Source organism: Kitasatospora sp. NPDC059673, assembly GCF_042734215.1.
Taxonomy (GTDB): Bacteria; Actinomycetota; Actinomycetes; order Streptomycetales; family Streptomycetaceae; genus Kitasatospora.
The window spans coordinates 131,290-151,460 of the sequence record NZ_JBHWEN010000015.1 but is presented as its reverse complement, the minus strand read 5'-3'; the positions used below and the strand labels follow the sequence as shown (position 1 = coordinate 151,460).

Below are 20,171 nucleotides of genomic sequence, written 5' to 3'. Positions count from 1 at the left end.
ATCCCCTGCCGGGTGCTTCGCGCGTTTCGCCCCGTTTGTGCTGTTTGCGCGGGTTCCCCGATTCAGTCAGCGATTGTGCGCCGGACGGGGGGCCTTGCCGCAAGGCCCCCCGTCCGATATAAGTTGGGAAGCGGCAGGAGAGCATCGGCTCCCTGCCTCTTCTGTTGTCGGGGGGCTTCCCGGATACCGTGCCTGACCTGCGATGCTTGGGGCCGACACGGCGAGTGGCCGGCGGGCAACGGAAGGTGGGGCACGGCATGGCCACGGCGACGGAGGGCGTCGGCCCGTTCGCGGAACTCCGGCCGCAGGAGCGGTTCGAGCTCTGGCGCGAGCTGATCGGACTGACCAGGGACTGCGACGCCACCACCCCCGACACCGACCGCTTCGACGCCGAACTGCGCCGCTCCGAGCTCGGGCCGGTGACCTTCCTCGGCACCTCCTTCCCGTCCGCCCGGTTCCGGCGCACCGACGCCCGGGTGCGGCGCTCCGACCCCGGGGTGTTCCACCTGACCTTCGTTCAGCACGGGGCGCTGGCGCTGTCGCGCGACGGCGAACCGAGCCAACTCTTCCGGCCCGGCGAGCTGACCATGCTGGACAGCTCCCGCCCGTACGAGCTGCGCGCGCTCGGCGAACGCACCGGGCCGGACGGCGCGCCGCGCATCCAGGGTGTCGGCATCGACTTCCCGATGGCACTGCTGCCGATCCCGCCGCACCGGCTGCGCCCGCTGCTCGGGCGGGGCATCCGGGCGTCCGAGGGGTCGGCGGCGGTGCTCGCGGACTTCCTGCTCAGCGTGGACCGGCAGGCCCCCACCCTCGGCCCGGCGGTCGCCGACCGGCTCGGCCCGATCGCGGTGGACCTGGTCGCCGCCTGGCTGGCCGACGAGTTGGCGGACGAGGCCGACCTGCCCGAGACCGCCCGGCAGCGCGCCACCGTCGAACAGGTCCGCGCCTTCGTCCGCCGCCACCTGCACGACCCGGAGCTGTCCCCGGCCACCATCGCCGCCGCCCACCACATCTCGGTCGGCCACCTGCACCGCCTGTTCGCCCTGCACACCGACGGCGACACCGTGGCGGCCTGGATCCGCCGCCTGCGCCTGGAGAAGGCCCACCGCGACCTCGCCGACCCCGCCCTGCGCACCGTCCCGATCGGCACCATCGCGGCCCGCTGCGGCATCCCCCGCCCCGACGACTTCAGCCGCGCCTTCCGCACCGCGTACGGCCTCGCCCCGCGCGAGCACCGCCGCCGCGCCTGCCCGTAGGCAGTTCCCGGGAGGCGACGCCTCGCCAAGCGGCCGGGCACCCGTTGCCAAACCCGCACGGCCCGACCCGGCCTACGGTGGAGCCACCGGGGGAAGCCCGTTCCGGGGGCGGGCTGGAACCTTCGACGTTGCTTCGATCCGGCGGCCAGGCCGCCGGTCCGGGGGGCGGGGGGACGCGTCGAAACCGATGGGGGCTGTCGCAACGGATCGCCGGATCCGCGCGACGGCCCCCGTTCTGTTCGCTGCCCCGCGAGGGCCTGTTCGCTACCCCGCGAGGGCCTGCCGGGCGGCGGCCGGCTGCTCGCCGAAGTGTGCCCGCCAGTCCTCGGCCGCGGCGGCCGGCGGGCCGGTGCCCCGGCCCTGCCGCAGTTCCGCGATGCCGAGGGCGGTGCGCAGCTCCAGCACCCGGTGGGACGGGGCGTCGGCGCAGCGGGTCAGTGCCTGCTGGGCCTCGCGTTCGGCCGCGTCCGCCTGGCCGAGGGCGAGGTGCACGGTGGCGGCGGCCAGGCCGAAGAGGGAGAGGTCCTGTTCGGTGATGCCGGGCGGGGTGTCGGCGATCGTTCCGGCGGTTTCGACGGCCTCCCGGGCGGCGATCCCGCCCTGGCCGAGCAGGGCCCGGGACAGGCCGAGGCGGAGCAGGAACACCAGCCGGTCCGTGCCGACCGTCTCCGCCAGCGCCTTCCGCAGCAGGCCCTCGGCCTCGGTGTGGCGGCCGCGCAGCGACAGGCTCACCGCCAGGTTGTGGCCGACCCACCGCCGGATCGGCCCGGCGACCGGCTCGGCCACCGTGACGGCGGCCGCCCGCACCCGCAGCGCGACGATGTCGGCCTCGTCGTGTTCGCCGAGCCAGGCGAGCTGCGCCAGCCGGTCGCTGTCCACCACGAGCGCGAACTCCGGCTGGGGCGGGACGAGTCGGCGGGCCGTGTCGGCGAGTTCGGCGAGCGCCGAGACGGCCTCCCGGTGCCGGCCCAGCTCGCCCAGCAGCAGCGCCCGCGCGTGACCCGCCGTCAGCCGCAGGTCGTCCGGTCCGCTCACCGCCACGGCCCGTCCGATCTCGTCCAGCGCCTCCTCGCCCCGCCGGCCCGCCCACAGGGCGTCGACCAGTTCGAGGCGCAGCACCGCCTCGGCCGTGCCCGCCACACCCGGCCTGGCGAGCGCCGTCCGCAGCTCGTTCTCCGCCTCGGCGGCGCGGCCCTGCTCCCTGAGCGCCCGGCCGAGGGCCGCCCGGCTTGACACCGCGCCCCCCAGGCCCGGTCGCCCCGCCCCGGAGTACAGCTTCGCGGCCTCCCGCGCCGGCTCTTCGGCCGCGCCGAACCGGCCTTCCTGGTGCGCGTGTTGAGTGGCCGTCAGCAGCTCTCCGGCCCGGTGGAGTTTGCGGTTCGTGAACAGGGGCATCGCGTCGTCCCTTTGGTTCGATCGGCGTCCGCGAGGGTAGCGGCCGGATACGACGCGGCTGGCTCTTCGCGGCTCACACCGCCATGGCGAGCATCAGCGGAGTGGCCCGGGCGGTGAGCAGCTCGGCGGCCTCGCGCAGCCGGTGGGCCTGCTCGACGGGCAGCGAGGTGGCCAGGCAGCCCACCGTGTTCCCGGCCACTATCGGGACGGCGGCGCAGACCGTGTCCATCGAGTACTCCTGCAGGTCCAGCACGGGGACGGTGGCGGGCTGCCGGTCGAGCCGGTGCAGCAGGCGGTCCGTCTCGGTGATGGTCCGGGCGGTGAGGCGGGCCACCGGGTGCCGGGCGAAGTGGTCGAGCCGTGCCGCGTGGTCGAGTTGGGCGAGCAGGCACTTGCCGATCGCGGACGCGTGCGCGGTGGCCCTGAAGTCCACCCACTCGTGCACCGCCGGGGCGTGCTCGCCGTCGCACACGGCCTCCACCAGCAGTTCGCCGTCCTGGTAGCGGCTGAAGTAGACGGCGGCGCCGAGTTCGTCCCGCAGGTCCTCCAGTCGGTGGTGCAGTCTGGCTCTCACCAGCGGCTCCCGGTGCTGCGCCCCGAGCAGGGTGAACGCGCCGCCGAGGGTCCACAGCCCGTCCAGGTGCAGCAGGTACCCCTCGGTCTCCAGCTCCTCCGCGAACAGCCGCACCGCCGTCTCCGGCATGCTCAGCGTCCGCGCCAACTCCCCCGTCGTGCACCCGTCCGGATACCGGTCCACGGCTTCGAGCAACCGCAACGCCCGGCGCAGCACCCCGAACGGCCCCGCCCCGCCACCACCCGGCCCCAGCAGATCACTCCGCCCCCGGCTCACAATCGTCATTCCCCTGCCCCCCTTTCCTCTCACCCCACCGTCCGTCCAGCGTAACCAGCAAGCCGGGACCCCATCATCCGCTCAGCGGATATTCCCCCGCCAGAGCCACTTCCCCTTGACAGGCATATGCCGCTGCCGCGTCACGCGCCGTACAGCGCCCTGATCGCCTCCGCGTCCCGCAACGGCCGCGCCCGCGCCACCTCCTGCCCGAGCAGCGCCCTGGCCTCCTCCGCCGGCAGGGCGTTGAACCACCGGAGCGCCATCGCATCCTGCCCGGCCCGGGTGAGCCGTCCGACGAGCCGGACCCGCGCCAAGCCCCCGTCGGGATACACATTGACGTGTACGTGCGTCACGGCGGCGGCCGCCGGAAGCCGGTAGCGGTGCCGCGTGTCGGGCTGCAAGCGGGTCCTGGGCAGCAGCACCGTCTCCAACCCGCCTGCCAGCCCCACCAGTTCCACCCACCCGGGGGCATTGGCGAGGAAGCAGGAGGTGTCCACCTCCGCCGCCAGTACCTGGCCCGCCCCGGCCAGGGCGATCCGTACCCAGTCGTGGCCCTTGTCCCGGCGTCGCCGGGTCTCCCACCCGTCGCCCATCACGGCGGGGCGGCCGGGGGCGTTCAGGTGGTGCGGGGAGGAGTAGTACCGGTCGGAGGCGTCCTCGGCGGCGCCGCCGTACTCCTGCGCGGCCAGGTCGAAGGTCAGACCGGCCAACTCCCGTGGGTCGGGCAGGACTTCGCCGTGCACCCGGAGCCGGGCGACGCCGCCGTCGGGCCAGATGTTCAGCCGGACGTGGGTGTAGCGCACGGGATCGGCGACCGGGAACGCGTGCGCGGTGTCGCCGCGCAGCGGCGTGCGCGGGACGATCTCGGTCCACCGCGCGGCGGCGACCTCCGCGGGCGAGGGGTGGCCGGGGACGGACGCGGCCTGCACGGACGCCGTCTCGGGGTGGTTTCCGGTGAAGTGCGCGGTGTCCACGACCACGCCCCGCACCACGCCCGCCGCGCCCAGCCGGACGATCACCCAGTCGTGGTCCTCCTCGCCGGGGTGCGGCTGTTCGGCGCTGACGCCGCGTCGGCGGCGGGACTCCCAGCCGTCCATGATCTGACCCTTGTGCCCGAAGGTGTGCGGACGGAACTCGGGGGATGCGGTGACCAGCAGGTTCTCGGCGTCGGCGAAGGTGTCCTCGTTGGTGGCGATCACGCCCGCGCCGAGCGGCCGGGAGGCCAGGTCGAGCAACTCGGTGAACTGCCGATCCGTGCTCAACCGACTCTCCTCCCGGATGAGTTCAACGACGAACGAGCTGCCGGCCGTGCGGCGCTCCGGCGGGATCGACCGGCCGCCCGCGCAGCCAGGTGCGGCGGACCTGCCCGACGAGGGGACGGCCCGCGTACGGGGTGACGGGGTTCTTGTGGTGCAGCCGTTCGGGGTGGACGGTGAACTCGGCATCCGGGTCGAAGGCCACCAGGTCGGCGTCGCAGCCGGGCGCGATGGCGCCCTTGGTGCCGCTCAGACCGACCAGCGCGGCGGGGCCGGCGGCCATCCAGCGCACCACGTCCGCCAGCGAGTGCCCGCGCCGCCGGGACTGCGTCCACACGGCGGGCAGGCCCAGCTGGAGGGATGCGATGCCACCCCACGCGGACGCGAAGTCCCCACTCCCGCCCGGCAGTTTCAGCTCCGGCGTGGACGGCGAGTGGTCGGAGACCACGGCGGCGAACTCCCCGTCCGCGAGCGCCTGCCAGAGCAGTTCCCGGTTGGCCGCGCCCCGGATCGGCGGGCAGCACTTGAACGCGGTGCCCCCGTCGGGGACTTGCTCGGCGGCCAGCGTCAGGTAGTGCGGGCAGGTCTCGGCGGTGACCTGCACCCCGTCCGCGCGGGCCCGGCGCAGCAGTGGCAGTACGGCGGCGGAGGAGACGTGCAGCAGGTGCACCCGGGCGCCGGTGCGGCGGGCGCACGCCAGCAGCGCGGCGACGGCGGCGGTCTCGGCGCGCTCCGGCCGGGAGGCCAGGAAGTCGCGGTAGCGGACGCCGGGGACGTGCGGGGCGGCGTCCAGCACCGCCGGGTCCTCGGCGTGGACGATGGCCAGGGCGCCGAGCCGGGCCTGTTCGGTGAGGGCGGCCGCGAGGTCGGCGGGCGTGGCCAGGTGCGGGAACTCCGCCACGCCGGACGGGGCGAGGAAGGACTTGAACCCGAACACCCCTTCCCGGTACAGCAATTCGAGCTCACTGGTGTTGCCGGGCACCGCCCCGCCCCAGAACCCCGCGTCCACCCAGATGCTGCCCTCGGCGGCCTTCCGCTTGGCGGCCAGGCCCTCGACCGTGGTGGTCGGCGGGACGGAGTTCAGCGGCATGTCGATCAGTGTGGTGACCCCACCGGCCGCCGCGGCCCTGGTCGCGGAGGCGAAGCCCTCCCACTCGGTCCGCCCCGGCTCATTGATGTGCACGTGGGTGTCGACCAAGCCCGGCAGCAGCGCGAGTTCACCGAGGTCGGACATCTCCCGGCCGCCCGCCGGCAGCGTCCGGTACGCGGCGACCCGCTCTATCCGCCCGCCGCGCACCAGCACATCGGCGGCCCGCTCCCCCTCCGGCAGCACCACCCGCCGCGAGCGGATCAGCAGATCATCACCGAGGGGCATCAGGGGCCTCCGAGCGTCGGCAGAGTTCTGGGAGCGTAGGACCGGCCCGATCGACCGTCAATGCGGCGCGGCCGACAAGGTCCGCTCCCTGTAGGAGACTTGGGGCTGTCGGGCGGTCAACGGCCAGTCGCCCACGCCCGGCTCGCCCCGGCTCACCGTCATGGTCCGCCCACGCCAACAGCGGCAGCACCCTGAGTTCGCCACCGGAATTCCACCATCCGAAAGCTGAACGCCACTGAACCTCCATCCAATCGTCTCGTCCGACCATCGGCCGGACGCTCGCTCGATAAGGTGAACACGTGCGACTGATGGTGGAGTTCACGACCGAACCGTTCCAACTGGACGGCTTCCCCGAGCACGCCGCCACCGCCCGCCGGGCGGCCGAAGAGGCCGGCCTGGCCGTCTCGGTGGGGCCGTTCGGCACCAGCGCCGAGGGGGACGCCGAGCAGGCGCTGGCCGCCGTCACCCGGCTGCTGCGGGAGACCCTCGCGGTCGGCGCGAGCCGGATCTCGCTCCAGGTCAGCGTGCTGGCCGACGACCCGGCCCCGGCCGCACCCGGCCCACCGAGGACGCCCGACGAAGGAAGCACGCCGTGAACGACGCCCCCGACCACCCGCTCACCGCGGCCCTGAAGCCGCTGCTGGAGGCGGTCGGCGCCACCGCCGTCGAGCTCGCCGAGGCGCGGGCCGAGGACCTCGTCCTGGAGTGGGACGGCGCACCGGCCGTCGCGGTACGGCTGCCGCACCTGGGCAGCGCGCTGGAGCGGCTGTTGGCCGAGATGGCCCGCCAGTTCGACGGCCGCCCGCTGGCCGAGCTGGACCGCGTGGAGAAGCAGCGGGTGGTCGCCCTGCTGGAGGAACGCGGCGCGTTCACCGTCCGCCATGGGGTGGAGACCGTCGCGTCGGCGCTCGGTGTCAGCCGGTTCACCGTGTACAACTACCTGAACCGGCAAGAGAAGTCCTGATCCGTCAGGCACCGCCGCCCACCGCCGCCACAGCAACAGTTCAACAAAGCGTTGACGGCCCTCGGGGCTCGCTCTAGCTTGTCGGGGTGGCACCGAATCCAGGAGGCCCCTCCGTGACCGAGCCACCCGCCGCACTGGCCGCACTGGCTTCCCTCGATCCCGCCGAACTGCGAAGAACCCTGCTGGAGATCTGTCCCAGCCCGGCCTGGGCCGCCGCCGTCGCCGCCTCCCGCCCCTGGTCCGACCGCGCGGAGCTGCTGGCCGCCAACGCGAAGGCCACGGCACAGCTGTCGGTGGCCGAGCTGCACGCGGCGCTGGCCGGCCACGCCCGGATCGGCGCGCCCGGGGCCGGCGACGCCGCGTCCGCGCGCGAGCAGTCCGGCGTCCGGGGCGCCGAGCCGTCCGTACTGGCGGAGTTGGCGGCCGCGGGCGCCGTATACGAGGCGAAGTTCGGCCACCTCTTCCTGATCCGCGCCAGCGGACGCACGGCGGCCGACATGCTCGCCGCCCTGCGCGAGCGGCTGCCGCACGACGCCGTCACCGAGGCCGGGACCGTCCGCCGGGAACTGCGCGAGATCAACGAGCTCCGCCTCGACCGGCTGCTCTCCACCTGACACCCGCCGCCTACCCGCCGCATACCCGCTGCCCATAAGGATGTGTCCATGGCCGGCATCTCCACCCACGTGCTCGACACCAGCCTCGGCCGCCCGGCCGGGGGCGTTCCGGTCGAACTGGCCGTGCGCACCGAGGACGGCTGGCAGCTGCTCGGCGCCTGCGCCACCGACGCCGACGGCCGGGCCGCGGACCTGCCGGCCGTGGCGGGCGGCTCGGTCGCCCGGCTGCTGTTCGACACCGCGACGTACCGGGCCGGGCCGGGACAGCAGCCGTTCTTCCCCGAGGTCTCGGTCGTCTTCACCGTCGCACCCGACCAACTCCACTATCACGTACCGCTGTTGCTGAACCCCTTCGGCTACTCGGTCTACCGCGGCAGCTAGGGCCTGTCCGGCCGGACAGCGCCCTGGGCCGGGCCCACCACTGAGGAGACACGTCATGACCCACGTGCTCGGGCAGAACCAGTACGGCAAGGCGGAGAACCGCATCGTCCGGGTCCGCCGCGACTCCACCCGCCACGAGATCAAGGACCTGAACGTCTCGGTCTCGCTGCGCGGCGATTTCGAGGACGTCCACCGGACCGGCTCGAACGCCAACTGCCTGCCCACCGACAGCACCAAGAACACCGTGTACGCGTTCGCCAAGCAGCACGGCATCGAGTCCGCCGAGGGTTTCGCCGCCCTGCTGGCCCGGCACTTCGTGGAGAACACCGAGCGCGGCGTGGTGCGCAGCGCCCGGATCCGGATCGAGGAGTACGCCTGGAACCGGATCCCGGTCGCCAACTCCCCTTCCCCGTCCGGCAGTTCGGCGGAGTCCGGCCACTCCTTCGTCCGCGCCGGGCAGGAGGTGCGCACCACCGAGGTGGTGTACGACGGCGAGCGGTTCCGGGTGATCTCCGGGCTCAGGGACCTGGTGGTGATGAACACCACCGACTCGGAGTTCTGGGGGTACCTCAAGGACCGCTACACCACCCTCCAGGAGGCCTACGACCGGATCCTGGCCACTCAGGTGACGGCCCGGTGGGCGTTCGGCTTCGACGGCCGCGACGGGCAGGAGCAGCCGGGGTGGAACGACTCGTACCAGGAGGTCAGGCGGCATCTGCTGGAGGCGTTCGCCGACACCTACTCGTACTCCTTGCAGCAGACGTTGCACGCGATGGGCACCCGGGTGCTGGACCATCGGGCCGAGGTGGACGAGGTCCGGCTGGAGTTGCCCAACAAGCACCATTTCCTGGTCGATCTGGCGCCGTTCGGGCTCAAGAACGAGAACGAGGTCTACTTCGCCGCCGACCGGATGTACGGCCTGATCGAGGGCACCGTGCACCGCGAGGGCGTCACCCCGGTCATCCCCGTCTCCTGACAACTCGCCGACTCTCTCCTGGAGTTCTCATGCCTGTGCGGCCCCCGGGCGCAGCAGACCGGCGGATCGTGATCGAGAACGCCGCGATCGCCACCGTCGATGCCGACGGCACCGAGTACGCGCGCGGGCACGTCGTCGTCCTCGGCAACACCGTCGAGTCGGTCGGCGACGGGCCCGCGCCGGGCGGGCTCGCCGACGTGGCGCGGCGGATCGACGGCGAGGGGCACCTGCTCACCCCGGGGCTGGTCAACACCCATCACCACTTCTACCAGTGGCTCACCCGCGGGCTGGCCCAGAACGACATCCTGTTCGACTGGCTGGTGGCGTTGTACCCGACCTGGGCGCGGATCGACGCCGAGTTGATGCACGCCGCGACCCTGGGTTCGGCGGCGGCGCTGCTCAAGTCGGGCTGCACCACGGCCGCCGATCACCACTACGTCTTCCCGCGCGGCGCCGGCGACCTGCTCGGCGCGTCCATCGAGGCCGTCCGGCAACTCGGCCTCCGCTTCACGGCGTTGCGCGGGTCGATGGACCGCAGCCGGAAGGACGGCGGCCTGCCGCCCGACCACGCGGTGGAGGACACCGACGAGATCCTCGCCGCCTCCGAGGCCGCGATCGACCGGTGGCACGACGCGGGCTTCGGCTCGATGCTGCAGATCGCCCTGGCGCCCTGTTCGCCCTTCTCCGTCTCCACCGAACTCATGTCCCGCTCCGCCGAGTTGGCCCGCCGCAAGGGCGTGCGGCTGCACACCCACGGCTCCGAGACCGCCGAGGAGGCGCGCTTCTGCCGGCAGCTCTTCGGCATGGGCCCCACCGACTACTTCGAGTCCACGGGCTGGCTCGGCGAGGACGTCTGGATGGCGCACTGCGTCCACCTGACCGACTCCGACCTCGCCAAGTTCGCCGAGACCGGCACCGGCGTCGCCCACTGCCCGTCCTCCAACGCCCGCCTGGCCGCCGGGATCGCCCGGGTCCCCGACATGCTCGCGGCCGGCGTTCCGGTCGGCCTCGGCGTGGACGGCACCGCCTCCAACGAATCCGGCCAGCTCGGCACCGAACTGCGCAACGCCCTCCTGATCAACCGCCTCGCCGGCCGCCCCGACGCCCTGACCGTCCGCCAGTCCCTGCGCCTGGCCACCATGGGCGGCGCGAGAGTCCTCGGCCGCCAGCACGAGATCGGCTCCATCGAACCGGGCAAACTCGCCGACCTCGCCCTCTGGAAGATCGACGGCCTTCTCCACTCCAGCATCGCCGACCCCGTCGCCGCCCTCGTCCTCGGCGCCCTCCCCCCACTCACCACCCTCCTCGTCAACGGCGCCCCCGTCGTCGAACACGACCACCTCACCACCGCCGACGAGACCCACCTCGCCCGCACCTGCGCCGCCGCGGCCCGCGACCTCGCCTCCCGTGGAGGCGGTCCACGAGCCCGCTGACGCCGTAGGCCCGCCGGTGGGGCCGCCCGAGCCCTTTCGGTCAACTCGCCTGCCCTTGACGGGATATCCCGAGATCGACACCGGAGGACCGCGATGCCGATAGCCTCGACGCATGGTCACGAGTGCGGGCGCGGAGCGGGTCGGTGGCGGTCTTGAGGAGCACGGCTGGGCCCTCACCAGGTCGTGGGTGGAGCAGCGGCTCGGCGCCGGGGAGCGGATCGAAGGTGTCGCACGCCTGCGCGGCGGCTGGACCTCGGAGATGCGCCGGCTGAGCATCGTCGGACCGCAAGGTCGGCGGGCGCTGGTGCTGCGTTCGTTCGTCAAGCCGTTCTTCGTCCAGCACGCGGACGGCCTGCTGTCGCGCGAGGCCACGATCCTCCGCCTGCTCGACGGCACGGACGTCCCTGCGGCGGCGCTGGTGGACGCGGATTCGACGGCGGCCTCCTGCGACCACCCGTCGCTGCTGATGTCGCTGCTGCCGGGAGCCGTCACGGTGGACGACCAGGGCGCCGAGCACCGTGCCGACTTGTTGGCCGAGCAGTTGCTGCGCATCCACCGGGTCGAGGTCTCGCCGGAGACGAGGCCGCGGACCTGGCAGGCGTGGACCGCCCCGGACCGGGTGCGGTTGCCCGAGTCTTCGGCGCGGCCGGAGCTCTGGCAGCGGGCCGTCGAGGTCATCCGGCAGGATCCTCCGGCCCACCGGCCGTGTTTTCTGCACCGGGACTTCCACCCGGGCAACGTCCTGTTCGAAGGTGTCGGCGAGGATGCCCGCATCAGCGGTGTCGTGGACTGGGTGGAGACTTCCTGGGGCCCGGCCGACCTGGACGTCGCCCACTGCTCGACGGCGCTGGCGCTGCTCCACGGTGTCCCGCTGGGAATGAGCTTCGCGGACCGGTACGCCGCCGCCGGAGGACAGCTCGACGAGGACCGGGCGGCGCACCTGTACTGGCGGCTGATCGACGCCCTGGCCTTCGCCCCGGACGCCGAGAAGGTCGCCCTCCCCTGGCGGGAGCTCGGCCGCCCGGATCTGACCCCTGCCCTGCTGGCGAGCCGGTTGGAGGAGTACCTCCTGGCCCTCTTCGAGCGCTACTCGTAACTCCCACCGATTCCCGGTCGCCGGGCCGGGCACTGCCCCGGCCTGTCGGTCGCCTGCGGTAGCGTCCGGGCCGTTCGGAGCCTGTGACGAGTTGAGGAGCATGCAGATGGGCGCCAGCAGCTGGGAGTACCTGACGGCCTACCGGGGGACTCCGCAGAAGACCTTGAACGCGCTGCACGAGGAGGTGTTCGCGGGGAGCGGGTGGGTCGGGGCCGGGGAGTACGAGTCGATCGAGGAGCTGTGGGAGGACGAGGAGTTCATGGGTGAGGAGGGCACTCACTCGATCCTGGACATTCCCAAGGCGGTGCTGGTCAGCGACGAACCGGCGGGGTACGACGACCTGGGGACGGTCCGGCCGCTGCCGCATGCGCGGTTGCTGCACCACTTCGGTACCGACCGGCCGAGTGTCGAGCAGTACCGGCGGGCGATGGAGGGCACCGAGCTGCCCGCGGAGGCGGGCATGCGGTGGACGGGGCGGTTCGTGGTGCTCTACACCGGCGAGGAGGCCTCCCACTTCGGCGTGTTCGGCTTCTCGGGAGACTGACGGACCGCCGCCGAAGGCACCCCCGGACCGGCCACCGCCAGCAGGGCTGGTTCCTGAGGCCGAGAAGGCGCTGCGGCCGTCCACCTGGCGGAGGACTCGATCTCCCTCGCGCGGGCGAGCATCCGACACTCCCTCGGGCCGATCCCCGGCGCCGACCGGGCCGGGAGGATCGAGGCATGCGATTCGAGCTGCTTCACCCGTCCCCCAGGCTTGGTGGCACCGCCCGGCCGGTGCCCCAATGGGCCGTCCGCTCGGCCCGGTTGATACCGCTGGCCGTGCTGCCGTCGTGCATCTGGCGGCTGCCGTTCGCGTTCGACTTCGAGATGGGCCAGGTCTACGAGGTCCACAAGACCTGGCACTGGTGGGTGATCCTGTACGTCTTCGGGCTCAGCGTCCTCTCCGAGGGGCTCGCCTACCTCTCCTTCGGCCTGGTGGCCAGGTGGGGTGAAGTGGCCCCGGCCTGGCTCCCGTTGATCGGCGGCCGGCGCGTCCCGCCGTTCGCGGCGATCGTCCCGGCCGCCTTGGGCGGGCTGGGCCTGGTCGTGCTGTGGGACCCGCTGCCGCTGGCCTTCCTCCATCTCGGCGGAGTCCCTCTCGTCGAGTACTCCAACGGCTGGTGGAAGGCGCTTGCGGCAGTGGCCACGCTCCCCTTGACGCTGTGGGGTCCGCTTGTCCTGGCGCTGACCTTCGCGTACTACCGGCGCCGGCGCGCGGAGTGAGGGGTGGTCATTCCCACGGCCAGCCGGCGTCCTGCCCGGCCTCCAGCAGCGGGACGAACCGGAACGCGGCGTCGGTGAGGCCGCCGAAGGTGTGGCGGTTCGCGGCGCCGGACGGCGCGTGACCGGGGCGGTAGCCGGCCAGGTTCCAGGTGTAGGCGGGGATGTGCGCGGGGACGGACTCCAGCGGGTCGTGCAAGTAACTCCCGTACGCCTGCTCGTCGGTGACGATCACCACCCGGTCGTGGCCGCGGTAGTGCTGGCGAACGGCGCCGGCGGTGTCGGTGCCGCCGAGGTTGCCGAACCGGTCCAGCACCTTGAGCACCGCGTCCCCGGCCTTCAGCGGGATCGCCCGGCTGCCCGTCCCGAACTCGACCAGGTCCGCGTCGGCCGCCCGCAGGGCGAGGGCGGTGCCGAACACGGCGGCGGTGTCGGCCCGGTTGAGCTGGGTCTGCGCGCTCGGGCGGTCGAACATCGAGACGGAGCGGTCCACCAGGATCAGCGAACGACCGGGCAGCGCGGGGACGTTGGCCAGCGAGTGCTTCAGCGCCGTCTCCAGCGCATGGCCCCAGCGCAGCGACGGCGCGTGCCGGTACGCGGCCAGGTAGCGGAACGGGAACTGGCGCGAACGCTTGACCTCGCCCCGGTCGGAGATCCGCCGGGCGACCTGCTCGGCGACCTCGTCCGACACCCCGGCCTGGTCGAAGTTGCGCAGGTTGCGCACCAGCGCCATCGCCCCCATGGACGGGATGACGGCCTCCCAGACGGCGGCGTCCAGCGGGCCCTGGAGCCAGCCGGCCAGCGCCTCCCAGGTCAGGCCGGCCTCGGCCAGGCGCTGCGCGCCGTCGGGGCCGGTGACCAGCGCGCGGCGCTCGGCGACGGGCACGGCCATCAGTGCGTGGTGCGCGGTCAGCAGGGCGTCACCGGCCGGCGGGACGGCGCTCTCGGGGCGGTGCCGCCGGTCCAGCGCGTACCGGAACAGCTCGCTCTGCCACGGCTTTTGGGGGTGCGGCGCCGGGTGGGTGAGCTCCAGTACGTCGCCGAACCGGAAGCCCTTGGTGGCGGTGTCGTACTTGAGCAGCGCCCGCCCGTTGTAGAGCCGGCCGACGGCGTCCGCGACGCCGCGCTTGACGGGCTTGGGCAGCGCGCGCCCGTACCGGGACGTCCAGTAGGCGAGCAGTTCGCCGGGCTCGTCGGGGCGCTGCAGGACGGCGTCGATCACCTGCCGGGAGTGGCCGGGGAGCTTCGCGTCCAGCCGGGCGCGGGTGAACTCGGCGGCGCCGACCAGCGAGGCGGTGCGCATCGCGGCGCCGTGGCGCAGCCAGCGCAGCAGGCCGAGCGTCCACTCGGGGTCGCTGACGGCGAGCGAGCGCACCAGGGCGGTGTAGCGGTCGTCGCGGTCGCCGCCGTGCTCGTAGAAAGTGTCCTGGCCGACCAGGTTGGCGACCGCCAGCAGGAAGAGTTCGGACTTCTCGTCGCGCAGGTGTCCCGGCCCGCCCTGGTGGTTGACGGTGAGCTGCCCGGTCGTGGCGACGGGCGAGCTCGGGCCGACGGGGGCGGTCTTCTTCGAACGGCGAAAGTTGAAGCGGGACATGGCGGACTCCTCCTGCGGGCGGGCAGGCCGAACCGGGGCGTCCGAGAATTGCCGGTCGCGCGGACCGGCCTCGGCGGAGGTGGCAGTCCGGTGCTCTTTCCCTTGAGCTACCGGCCGTGCTCGCGCACGGTCGGCCGGGACTCGAACCCGGAACCTCCGGATCCGGAAGTAACCCCCGCCTGCGCACCGGACGCCCCGGCGCGGTTGCCCTCCCGAGATCAAAGGTGGCGCCGGTGGAGTTCTTTGGAGGAAGTAACCGGCGTCTGCGCACCGGGAGGTGGCAGTCGTTCTGAAGTTCGGTGTCCAGAGAACAGAAGCGGCGGAGGTGACATTAGCTGCTCTCCCGACTGAGCTACACCGGCCCGAAAGCCGGCGGCGGGACTCGAACCCGCGACCTGCCCATTACAAGTGGAAGTAACCCCTGCCTGCGCACCTGGACGAGAACGACCTTAGCCGTCCGCCGCCCCCGCCCGCACCTGGGTTTTCCGCCGCCGCATCGGCCTGGGCTCAGTCGAGCAGGGCGAGGGCCGGCAGCGTGAGGAATTCCGGGAACTCCTCACCGAGCGCCACCTGTTCGAACAGCGCGGCGGCCTCCTCCCACCGCCGCCCGGCGACCGCCTCCGCCCGCAACCCGGCGAGTTCCTCCGCCAGCAGCCGTCGCACCTGCTCGGCCGTCACTTTCTCGCCCGTGTCGGCGAGCACCACGCCGTTGTGGATCCACTGCCAGATCTGCGAGCGGGAGATCTCGGCGGTGGCGGCATCCTCCATCAGCTGGAAGATGGCGACCGCACCCGTTCCGCGCAGCCACGACTCGATGTACCGGAGGCCGACCTGAACGGCGTTGCGCAGCCCCGTGGACGTACAACTGCCGCCCGCTCCGGCCACGTTGAGCAGCTCCTGCGCCGTCACCTCCGCCACCGGACCGGGATTCTCCTTCTGGTGCGGCCGCTCGCCGAGCACCGCGTCGAAGCACTCGCGCGCCACCGGCACCAGGTCCGGGTGGGCGACCCACGAGCCGTCGAAGCCGCCGCCCGCCTCCCGCTCCTTGTCGGCCCGGACCTTCACCGGAAGTCGGCGAGCCACACCTGGGCGCCGGAGTTCAGCGCGTTGATGGTCATCTTGCGGTCGGTCGGGCCGGTGATCTCCACCCGGCGGTCCGTCAGGGCGCGCGGCGCGGTCGCGACCTGCCACTCGGCGGCGCGGATCGCCGCCGTCTCCGGCCGGAAGCCGAGGGTGCCGGTGCGGGCGATCTCGGCCCGGCGCGCCGCACGTGCGGCCAGCAGCTCCCGGCGCCGGCCGTCGAACGCGCGGTGCAGGCCCGCGACGAACGCCAGCGCCTGCGGGGTGAGCACCTCCTCGGCGCGCTCCACCGGCGGGCCCGCGACCGCCGTTCCCGGAACAGTGGAACCCTGATCTGCTGCCATGGGTGGCACTCCCCTCGGGCCGGTGCGCTGTTCCATTCTGTAGAGTGGAGATTAGTTTCCGCGATGCAGAATTTCAACGCTCCGTTGAGAGGTCGCGCGAAGTCCACCGACGAAGGAACCGCCCCGTGGCCAGCAGCCCCACCGAACGCACCACCGGCTCGGTGCAGTCCGTCGAACGCGCCTTCCTGCTCCTCGAAGCCCTCGCCGACACCGGCGGCATCGCCACCCTCAGCGAGCTCTCCGCCGCCTCCGGCCTGCCGATGCCGACCATCCACCGCCTGGTCCGCACCCTGCTCGCCCAGGGCTACGTCCGCCAGGACTCCGCCCGCCGCTACACCCTCGGCCCGCGCCTGATCCGGCTCGGCGAGACCGCGAACCGCCTGCTCGGCTCCTGGGCCCGCCCGTTCCTCGCCGAACTCATGGAAGCCACCGGCGAAACCGCCAACCTCGCCGTCCTGGAGGGCTGCGAGGTGGTCTACGTCGGCCAGGTCCAGTCCCGGCGCTCCATGCGGATGTTCACCGAGGTCGGCCGCCGCGCCCAGCCGCACTGCACCGGCGTCGGCAAGGCACTGCTCGCCCAGCTCCCCGAGGACGAGGCCCGCGCCCTGCTCGGCCCCGGCCCGCTCCAGGCCCACACCCCGCACACCATCACCGACCCCGCCGTCCTGCTCGCCCACCTCGCCACCGCCCGCGAGTCCGGCTACGTGGTGGACGACCAGGAGCAGGAGATCGGCGTCCGCTGCCTCGCCGTGGCCGTCCCGGGCGCCCCCACCCCCACCGCGCTCTCCGTCTCCGGCCCCGAGGCCCGCATCCACTCCCTCGAAGCCCAGTCCGGCCCCGCCGGCCTGGTCCCCCTGATGCAGTCCGTCGCGGCCCGCCTCGGCGCGGCACTCTGACGGCCCGCGCCTGCACCGGCCCCGACTCGTGGGCGGCGACGACCAGTTGGGCCCGGTCGTGGGCCGCGAGCTTGGCCGGCAGCCGCCCGAGGTGAGGTGAGGTGAGGTGAGTCTTCACCGTGCCCGCGCGCTGGACCGGGTGGACCAACCGGCCGGCGCTGCGGGAGCGGCCCGGAGGCCGCCGATCTACGGTGCGAGACATGGCGCTGAAGGAAGAGGTCCGGCTGGCCCTGGTGATGAACGGCGGCGTCAGCCTCGCGGTTTGGATGGGCGGTGTCACGCACGAGCTCGACCTGCTGCGCCGCGCTTCTGCCGACGAACCCGATGAATCGATCTCCCCGCCTGACCGGAAGGTGGCCGAGATCTGGCAGCAGATCACCGACGCGGCGAGGGCGAATGCCCGGGTGGTGATCGACATTGTCTCGGGCACCTCGGCCGGCGGCCTCAACGGGCTCCTGCTGGCCACCGCGATCGGCCGTGGCTCGGACCTGGGCTCGCTGCGCAAGGTGTGGGAGGCGGCCGCCTCGCTGCCGGAGCTGGTGAAATCGCCCTCCCCGCAGAGCCTGCTCGACGGCACCTTCTTCGAGGAGAAGATCAAAACGCAGCTGAAGGCAATGCCCGGGGGCGAGGCGGACGATCAGCCGATCACCCTCTTCATGACGGCCACCTCGCTGGACGGCCGGGCGCGCACCTTCAAGGACGGCTTCGGCAGCCAGTTCGACGTCCGTGACCACCGGCGCGTGTACCGGTTCCAGCACGACAAGGACGCGGAAGTCTTCCGGAAGCTGGACGACGGCACGATGGGCTTCGCCCCCGACAGCCGTTGTGACTTCCGCTCGGTGAACAACGACGCGCTGGTTCAGGCGGCGCGGGCGAGCGCCGGCTATCCGGTGGCCTTCCCGCCGGTCGACGAGACGCCGATGGTCCACTTCCGCGAGCTCCCCGCTCGCGTCTCCGAGGCTCCGGCGAGCTGCGTGATCGACGGTGGTGTGCTCAACAACGCCCCGTTCGGCCCGGTTCTCGAGGCGATCACCGAACGTCAACTGGACCAACGGGTGCGCCGGGTGGTCGTCTACGTGACCCCTTCGGTCGGCCTGGAGTCGGTGAAGACGGCGGGACAGTCGCCCTGCGGTGACGTCTCCTTCGTCACCTCGGCCTTCAACGCGCTGCAGTACCCGCGGGAGGCGGATTTCCGGTCCGGGACGCAGGAGCTGTCGACCCGGCTCGGGACAAGCGTTCGCGGCACACAGCTGAATCTGTTCAACCGGATGAGCAGGGACCCGGCTCTCCGCGACTACGTGCGGGAAGCGGCCGAGACGATGCTCGGCGAGTACCGGCTGAGCCGGGCCAGCGCAGCGCTCTGGGAGACCCGCCAGCGGCTCGCCGAGGTGGGCACGGTGACCTCGCTCGTCACCGTACCGGAGGCGGACTCCGACGAGCTCGGTCGGATCCTCGGGGAGAACCCCAACTGGAGCCCGCGGTGGCCGAGCCAGGACATCAACAACCCCGACATGTCCAAATGGCCCTGGGGAATCATCACCGCCGAACGGCTCTTCGAGACCCTCGGCGGCTACCTCCAGCAGTGCCTCGACTCCGAGGAGCTGCGCGCGGATCCCGACGGACAGCGCGCACTGCTCGTCGGCGCGACCGACATCAGCCAGCAACAGCGCCGCGCGCTCGCCGTCACAAAGGCCGCCAGAAACCGGATCCGGGACGAATACCGGCCGGGGCTGGAGCTGTCGAACCTGGAACTGAGCGAGCTCCTCGGCCGTGTCTTCGACGAGCTGAACGTCCCGGCCACGGTCGGCGCACTCGTCTTGCAGGCGTGCAGACGGTTCGCCTATGTGACCGGGCAGGCCGGCCTCAACCACTGGGAAGGTCCCAAGGACGTCGTGCACGACTGTCTGGCGGTCGAAGTGGTCACCAGGATGTACGCACCCCCGTCGAAGGCCGCCGGGCCGCTCACGCCGGCATTCGAATTCCTGCGGCTCGGCCCGGACAACATGAGTCCGGTGTTCAACGTCGACCGGTTCGCCGATCTCGGCGACCGGAAGCTCTACGGCATCCGCTTCCAGCACTTCGGCGCCTTCATCAACCACAAATGGCGCCGCTCCGACTTCGTCTGGGGCCGGCTCGACGCCGCCCACCACCTGCTCTCCCTGCTCGTCCCCTCCCGCGAGGAACGCCTGGACTGGGAGGAGCGGCTCCACCTCGCCATCCTCGAAGCGGAGACCGAAGCGCAGACCGAAGCGCAGACCGAGGACCAGGAAGCAGAGGCCCAGGATCGGGCGGCCGAGGTCTCCGTCAAGGACCAGCTGGAGCACAATCTCGAGGAGCTCCGGACCACAACGGACACGGAGCTGCTGGGGCGGATTCTCAAAACCGACCAGGGCAAGGCCGGCCTGAGGGCCGTCATCTGCTCGGCAATCGCGCTGCTGGGCAACACCGACAAGGGCAAACCGGCCTCGGCGGCCGACAGCCCACTCTGGCGCAAGGTGCTCGCCGTCACCCGCCCCCTTGTCGCCACCAAATCGAAGGCCCTGCAGAAGGACGACAAGCGGTGGCTCCGCTGGTTCACCTGGTACGTCCGGCTCAGGGCCCGGAACACGCTCGAGAAGAAGGACCCGCGCACCATTCCGCGGGTGGTGAAGTCGGCGCTGATGGTGAGCCTCCTCGCGTGCGTGCTGATCCTGGTCGGCATCGGCCTCGCGATCGGGCTTGCGGTCGGCTGATCTCCGCTCAGAAAAGCCGACCGGGAGCGCGAGCAGGCCGCGGGCGCGGAGGGAGGGGCGCCAGCGCAGGTCCAGGTCCACGTTTCACCATCAGACCCAGGCCCGACCCCGGGTGGATCTAACCTGGCTGCGTGACACAGCAATTGAGCACCGTGGTGCTGATGTGCGGCCTCCCGGGAGCGGGCAAGACCACCTATGCGAAGGAACTGGTGCGCCGCGGCTACACCCGTCTCTCGATCGACGAGGTGGTCTGGCAACGCATCGGGCAGCGCGACGCCGGCCTGGCACTGGAGCCCGAGGCGTACGACCGGCTCAAGGAGGAGGTCCGCCGGGAGCAGCGGCAGGAGTTGACCGAGCTGATGCTGGCCGGGCGTGACGTGGTGGTGGACTACAGCTTCTGGAGCCGCGCCGCCCGCGACGACTACAAGGCGCTGATCGACCGGCACGGCTGCCGTTGGGAGTTGATCCACCTCAAGGCCGACCCGGCAACCCTGAAGCGCCGCCTGGCAGTTCGCAACGCCGAGCAGGGTGCCAACTGCGTCACCGTGGACGAGCCGCTGTTCGACCGCTACCTGTCCGGCTTCGAGGAACCGCGCGGGGAGGGCGAGCAGGTCTTGGTGCAGCCCTCGGCCTGAATCTCCGCGCTCACACCAACCGGCCGGGCGC

At 72.4% G+C, this 20,171-nt stretch carries 18 protein-coding genes, 1 tRNA gene and 1 pseudogene; 13 read left to right on the top strand and 7 right to left on the bottom strand.

Going from position 1 to position 20,171, the window contains the following annotated elements; translation table 11 throughout:
- Window positions 1-257: 257 nt before the first annotated feature.
- Window positions 258-1,259, top strand: coding sequence for a helix-turn-helix domain-containing protein (locus ACFV18_RS19550; RefSeq protein ID WP_380484780.1), 1,002 nt, complete (start codon window positions 258-260; stop codon window positions 1,257-1,259).
- Between the two features lie 264 nt (window positions 1,260-1,523).
- On the opposite strand, the gene ACFV18_RS19545 is transcribed toward ACFV18_RS19550, so the two are convergent.
- From ACFV18_RS19545 to allB, 4 genes are all read right to left on the bottom strand, one after another.
- On the bottom strand, window positions 1,524-2,654 hold the full coding sequence (locus tag ACFV18_RS19545) for a tetratricopeptide repeat protein (RefSeq protein WP_380484778.1): 1,131 nt from the start codon (window positions 2,652-2,654) through the stop codon (window positions 1,524-1,526).
- Between the two features lie 73 nt (window positions 2,655-2,727).
- A complete protein-coding gene (locus ACFV18_RS19540; RefSeq protein ID WP_380484776.1) occupies window positions 2,728-3,513 on the bottom strand; it encodes an IclR family transcriptional regulator in 786 nt (261 codons plus the stop codon).
- Window positions 3,514-3,644: 131 nt separating this feature from the next.
- Window positions 3,645-4,766, bottom strand: coding sequence for an allantoicase (gene alc / locus ACFV18_RS19535; protein ID WP_380484774.1), 1,122 nt, complete (start codon window positions 4,764-4,766; stop codon window positions 3,645-3,647).
- A gap of 22 nt (window positions 4,767-4,788) precedes the next feature.
- On the bottom strand, window positions 4,789-6,135 hold the full coding sequence (gene allB, locus ACFV18_RS19530; protein ID WP_380484772.1) for an allantoinase AllB: 1,347 nt from the start codon (window positions 6,133-6,135) through the stop codon (window positions 4,789-4,791).
- 308 nt (window positions 6,136-6,443) lie between these two features.
- On the opposite strand from allB, the gene ACFV18_RS19525 reads away from it, so the two are divergent.
- The 9 genes from ACFV18_RS19525 (at window position 6,444) to ACFV18_RS19485 (ending at window position 12,862) form a co-directional block, all read left to right on the top strand.
- Complete coding sequence (locus ACFV18_RS19525; RefSeq protein ID WP_380484841.1) at window positions 6,444-6,731, top strand: thiamine-binding protein; 288 nt, start codon at window positions 6,444-6,446, stop codon at window positions 6,729-6,731.
- Window positions 6,728-7,099, top strand: coding sequence for a helix-turn-helix domain-containing protein (locus tag ACFV18_RS19520; protein WP_380484770.1), 372 nt, complete (start codon window positions 6,728-6,730; stop codon window positions 7,097-7,099). Before ACFV18_RS19525 ends, ACFV18_RS19520 begins: the two co-directional genes overlap by 4 nt.
- A gap of 113 nt (window positions 7,100-7,212) precedes the next feature.
- Window positions 7,213-7,713 carry a 2-oxo-4-hydroxy-4-carboxy-5-ureidoimidazoline decarboxylase gene (gene uraD, locus ACFV18_RS19515; protein WP_380484768.1) on the top strand — a complete coding sequence of 167 codons (501 nt, stop codon included), beginning with the start codon at window positions 7,213-7,215 and terminating at the stop codon, window positions 7,711-7,713.
- A 48-nt stretch (window positions 7,714-7,761) separates the two neighbouring features.
- A complete protein-coding gene (uraH, locus tag ACFV18_RS19510; protein ID WP_380484766.1) occupies window positions 7,762-8,094 on the top strand; it encodes a hydroxyisourate hydrolase in 333 nt (110 codons plus the stop codon).
- A gap of 55 nt (window positions 8,095-8,149) precedes the next feature.
- On the top strand, window positions 8,150-9,070 hold the full coding sequence (pucL, locus tag ACFV18_RS19505) for a factor-independent urate hydroxylase (RefSeq protein WP_380484764.1): 921 nt from the start codon (window positions 8,150-8,152) through the stop codon (window positions 9,068-9,070).
- Window positions 9,071-9,099: 29 nt separating this feature from the next.
- Window positions 9,100-10,503 carry an 8-oxoguanine deaminase gene (locus tag ACFV18_RS19500; RefSeq protein ID WP_380484762.1) on the top strand — a complete coding sequence of 468 codons (1,404 nt, stop codon included), beginning with the start codon at window positions 9,100-9,102 and terminating at the stop codon, window positions 10,501-10,503.
- Between the two features lie 112 nt (window positions 10,504-10,615).
- The gene (locus ACFV18_RS19495; protein ID WP_380484760.1) at window positions 10,616-11,599 is read left to right on the top strand and encodes a phosphotransferase family protein; all 984 of its coding nucleotides are present in this window, start codon (window positions 10,616-10,618) and stop codon (window positions 11,597-11,599) included.
- Window positions 11,600-11,705: 106 nt separating this feature from the next.
- A complete protein-coding gene (locus ACFV18_RS19490) occupies window positions 11,706-12,143 on the top strand; it encodes a hypothetical protein (protein ID WP_380484758.1) in 438 nt (145 codons plus the stop codon).
- A gap of 176 nt (window positions 12,144-12,319) precedes the next feature.
- Entirely contained in the window at window positions 12,320-12,862 is a 543-nt protein-coding gene (locus ACFV18_RS19485; RefSeq protein WP_380484756.1) for a hypothetical protein, read from the top strand.
- Window positions 12,863-12,869: 7 nt separating this feature from the next.
- On the opposite strand, the gene ACFV18_RS19480 is transcribed toward ACFV18_RS19485, so the two are convergent.
- From ACFV18_RS19480 to ACFV18_RS19470, 3 genes and pseudogenes are all read right to left on the bottom strand, one after another.
- Complete coding sequence (locus ACFV18_RS19480; protein ID WP_380484753.1) at window positions 12,870-14,453, bottom strand: TROVE domain-containing protein; 1,584 nt, start codon at window positions 14,451-14,453, stop codon at window positions 12,870-12,872.
- 367 nt (window positions 14,454-14,820) lie between these two features.
- A tRNA-Ser gene (locus ACFV18_RS19475) sits at window positions 14,821-14,882 on the bottom strand.
- Window positions 14,883-14,960: 78 nt separating this feature from the next.
- A pseudogene (locus ACFV18_RS19470) lies at window positions 14,961-15,877 on the bottom strand (hypothetical protein).
- Window positions 15,878-16,002: 125 nt separating this feature from the next.
- Between ACFV18_RS19470 and ACFV18_RS19465 the strand changes: the two are divergent.
- The 3 genes from ACFV18_RS19465 (at window position 16,003) to ACFV18_RS19455 (ending at window position 20,140) form a co-directional block, all read left to right on the top strand.
- Complete coding sequence (locus tag ACFV18_RS19465) at window positions 16,003-16,773, top strand: IclR family transcriptional regulator (RefSeq protein ID WP_380484751.1); 771 nt, start codon at window positions 16,003-16,005, stop codon at window positions 16,771-16,773.
- A 200-nt stretch (window positions 16,774-16,973) separates the two neighbouring features.
- Window positions 16,974-19,505, top strand: coding sequence for a DUF3376 domain-containing protein (locus tag ACFV18_RS19460; protein ID WP_380484749.1), 2,532 nt, complete (start codon window positions 16,974-16,976; stop codon window positions 19,503-19,505).
- 131 nt (window positions 19,506-19,636) lie between these two features.
- Window positions 19,637-20,140, top strand: coding sequence for an AAA family ATPase (locus tag ACFV18_RS19455; protein WP_380484748.1), 504 nt, complete (start codon window positions 19,637-19,639; stop codon window positions 20,138-20,140).
- The last annotated feature ends 31 nt before the right edge of the window (window positions 20,141-20,171 follow it).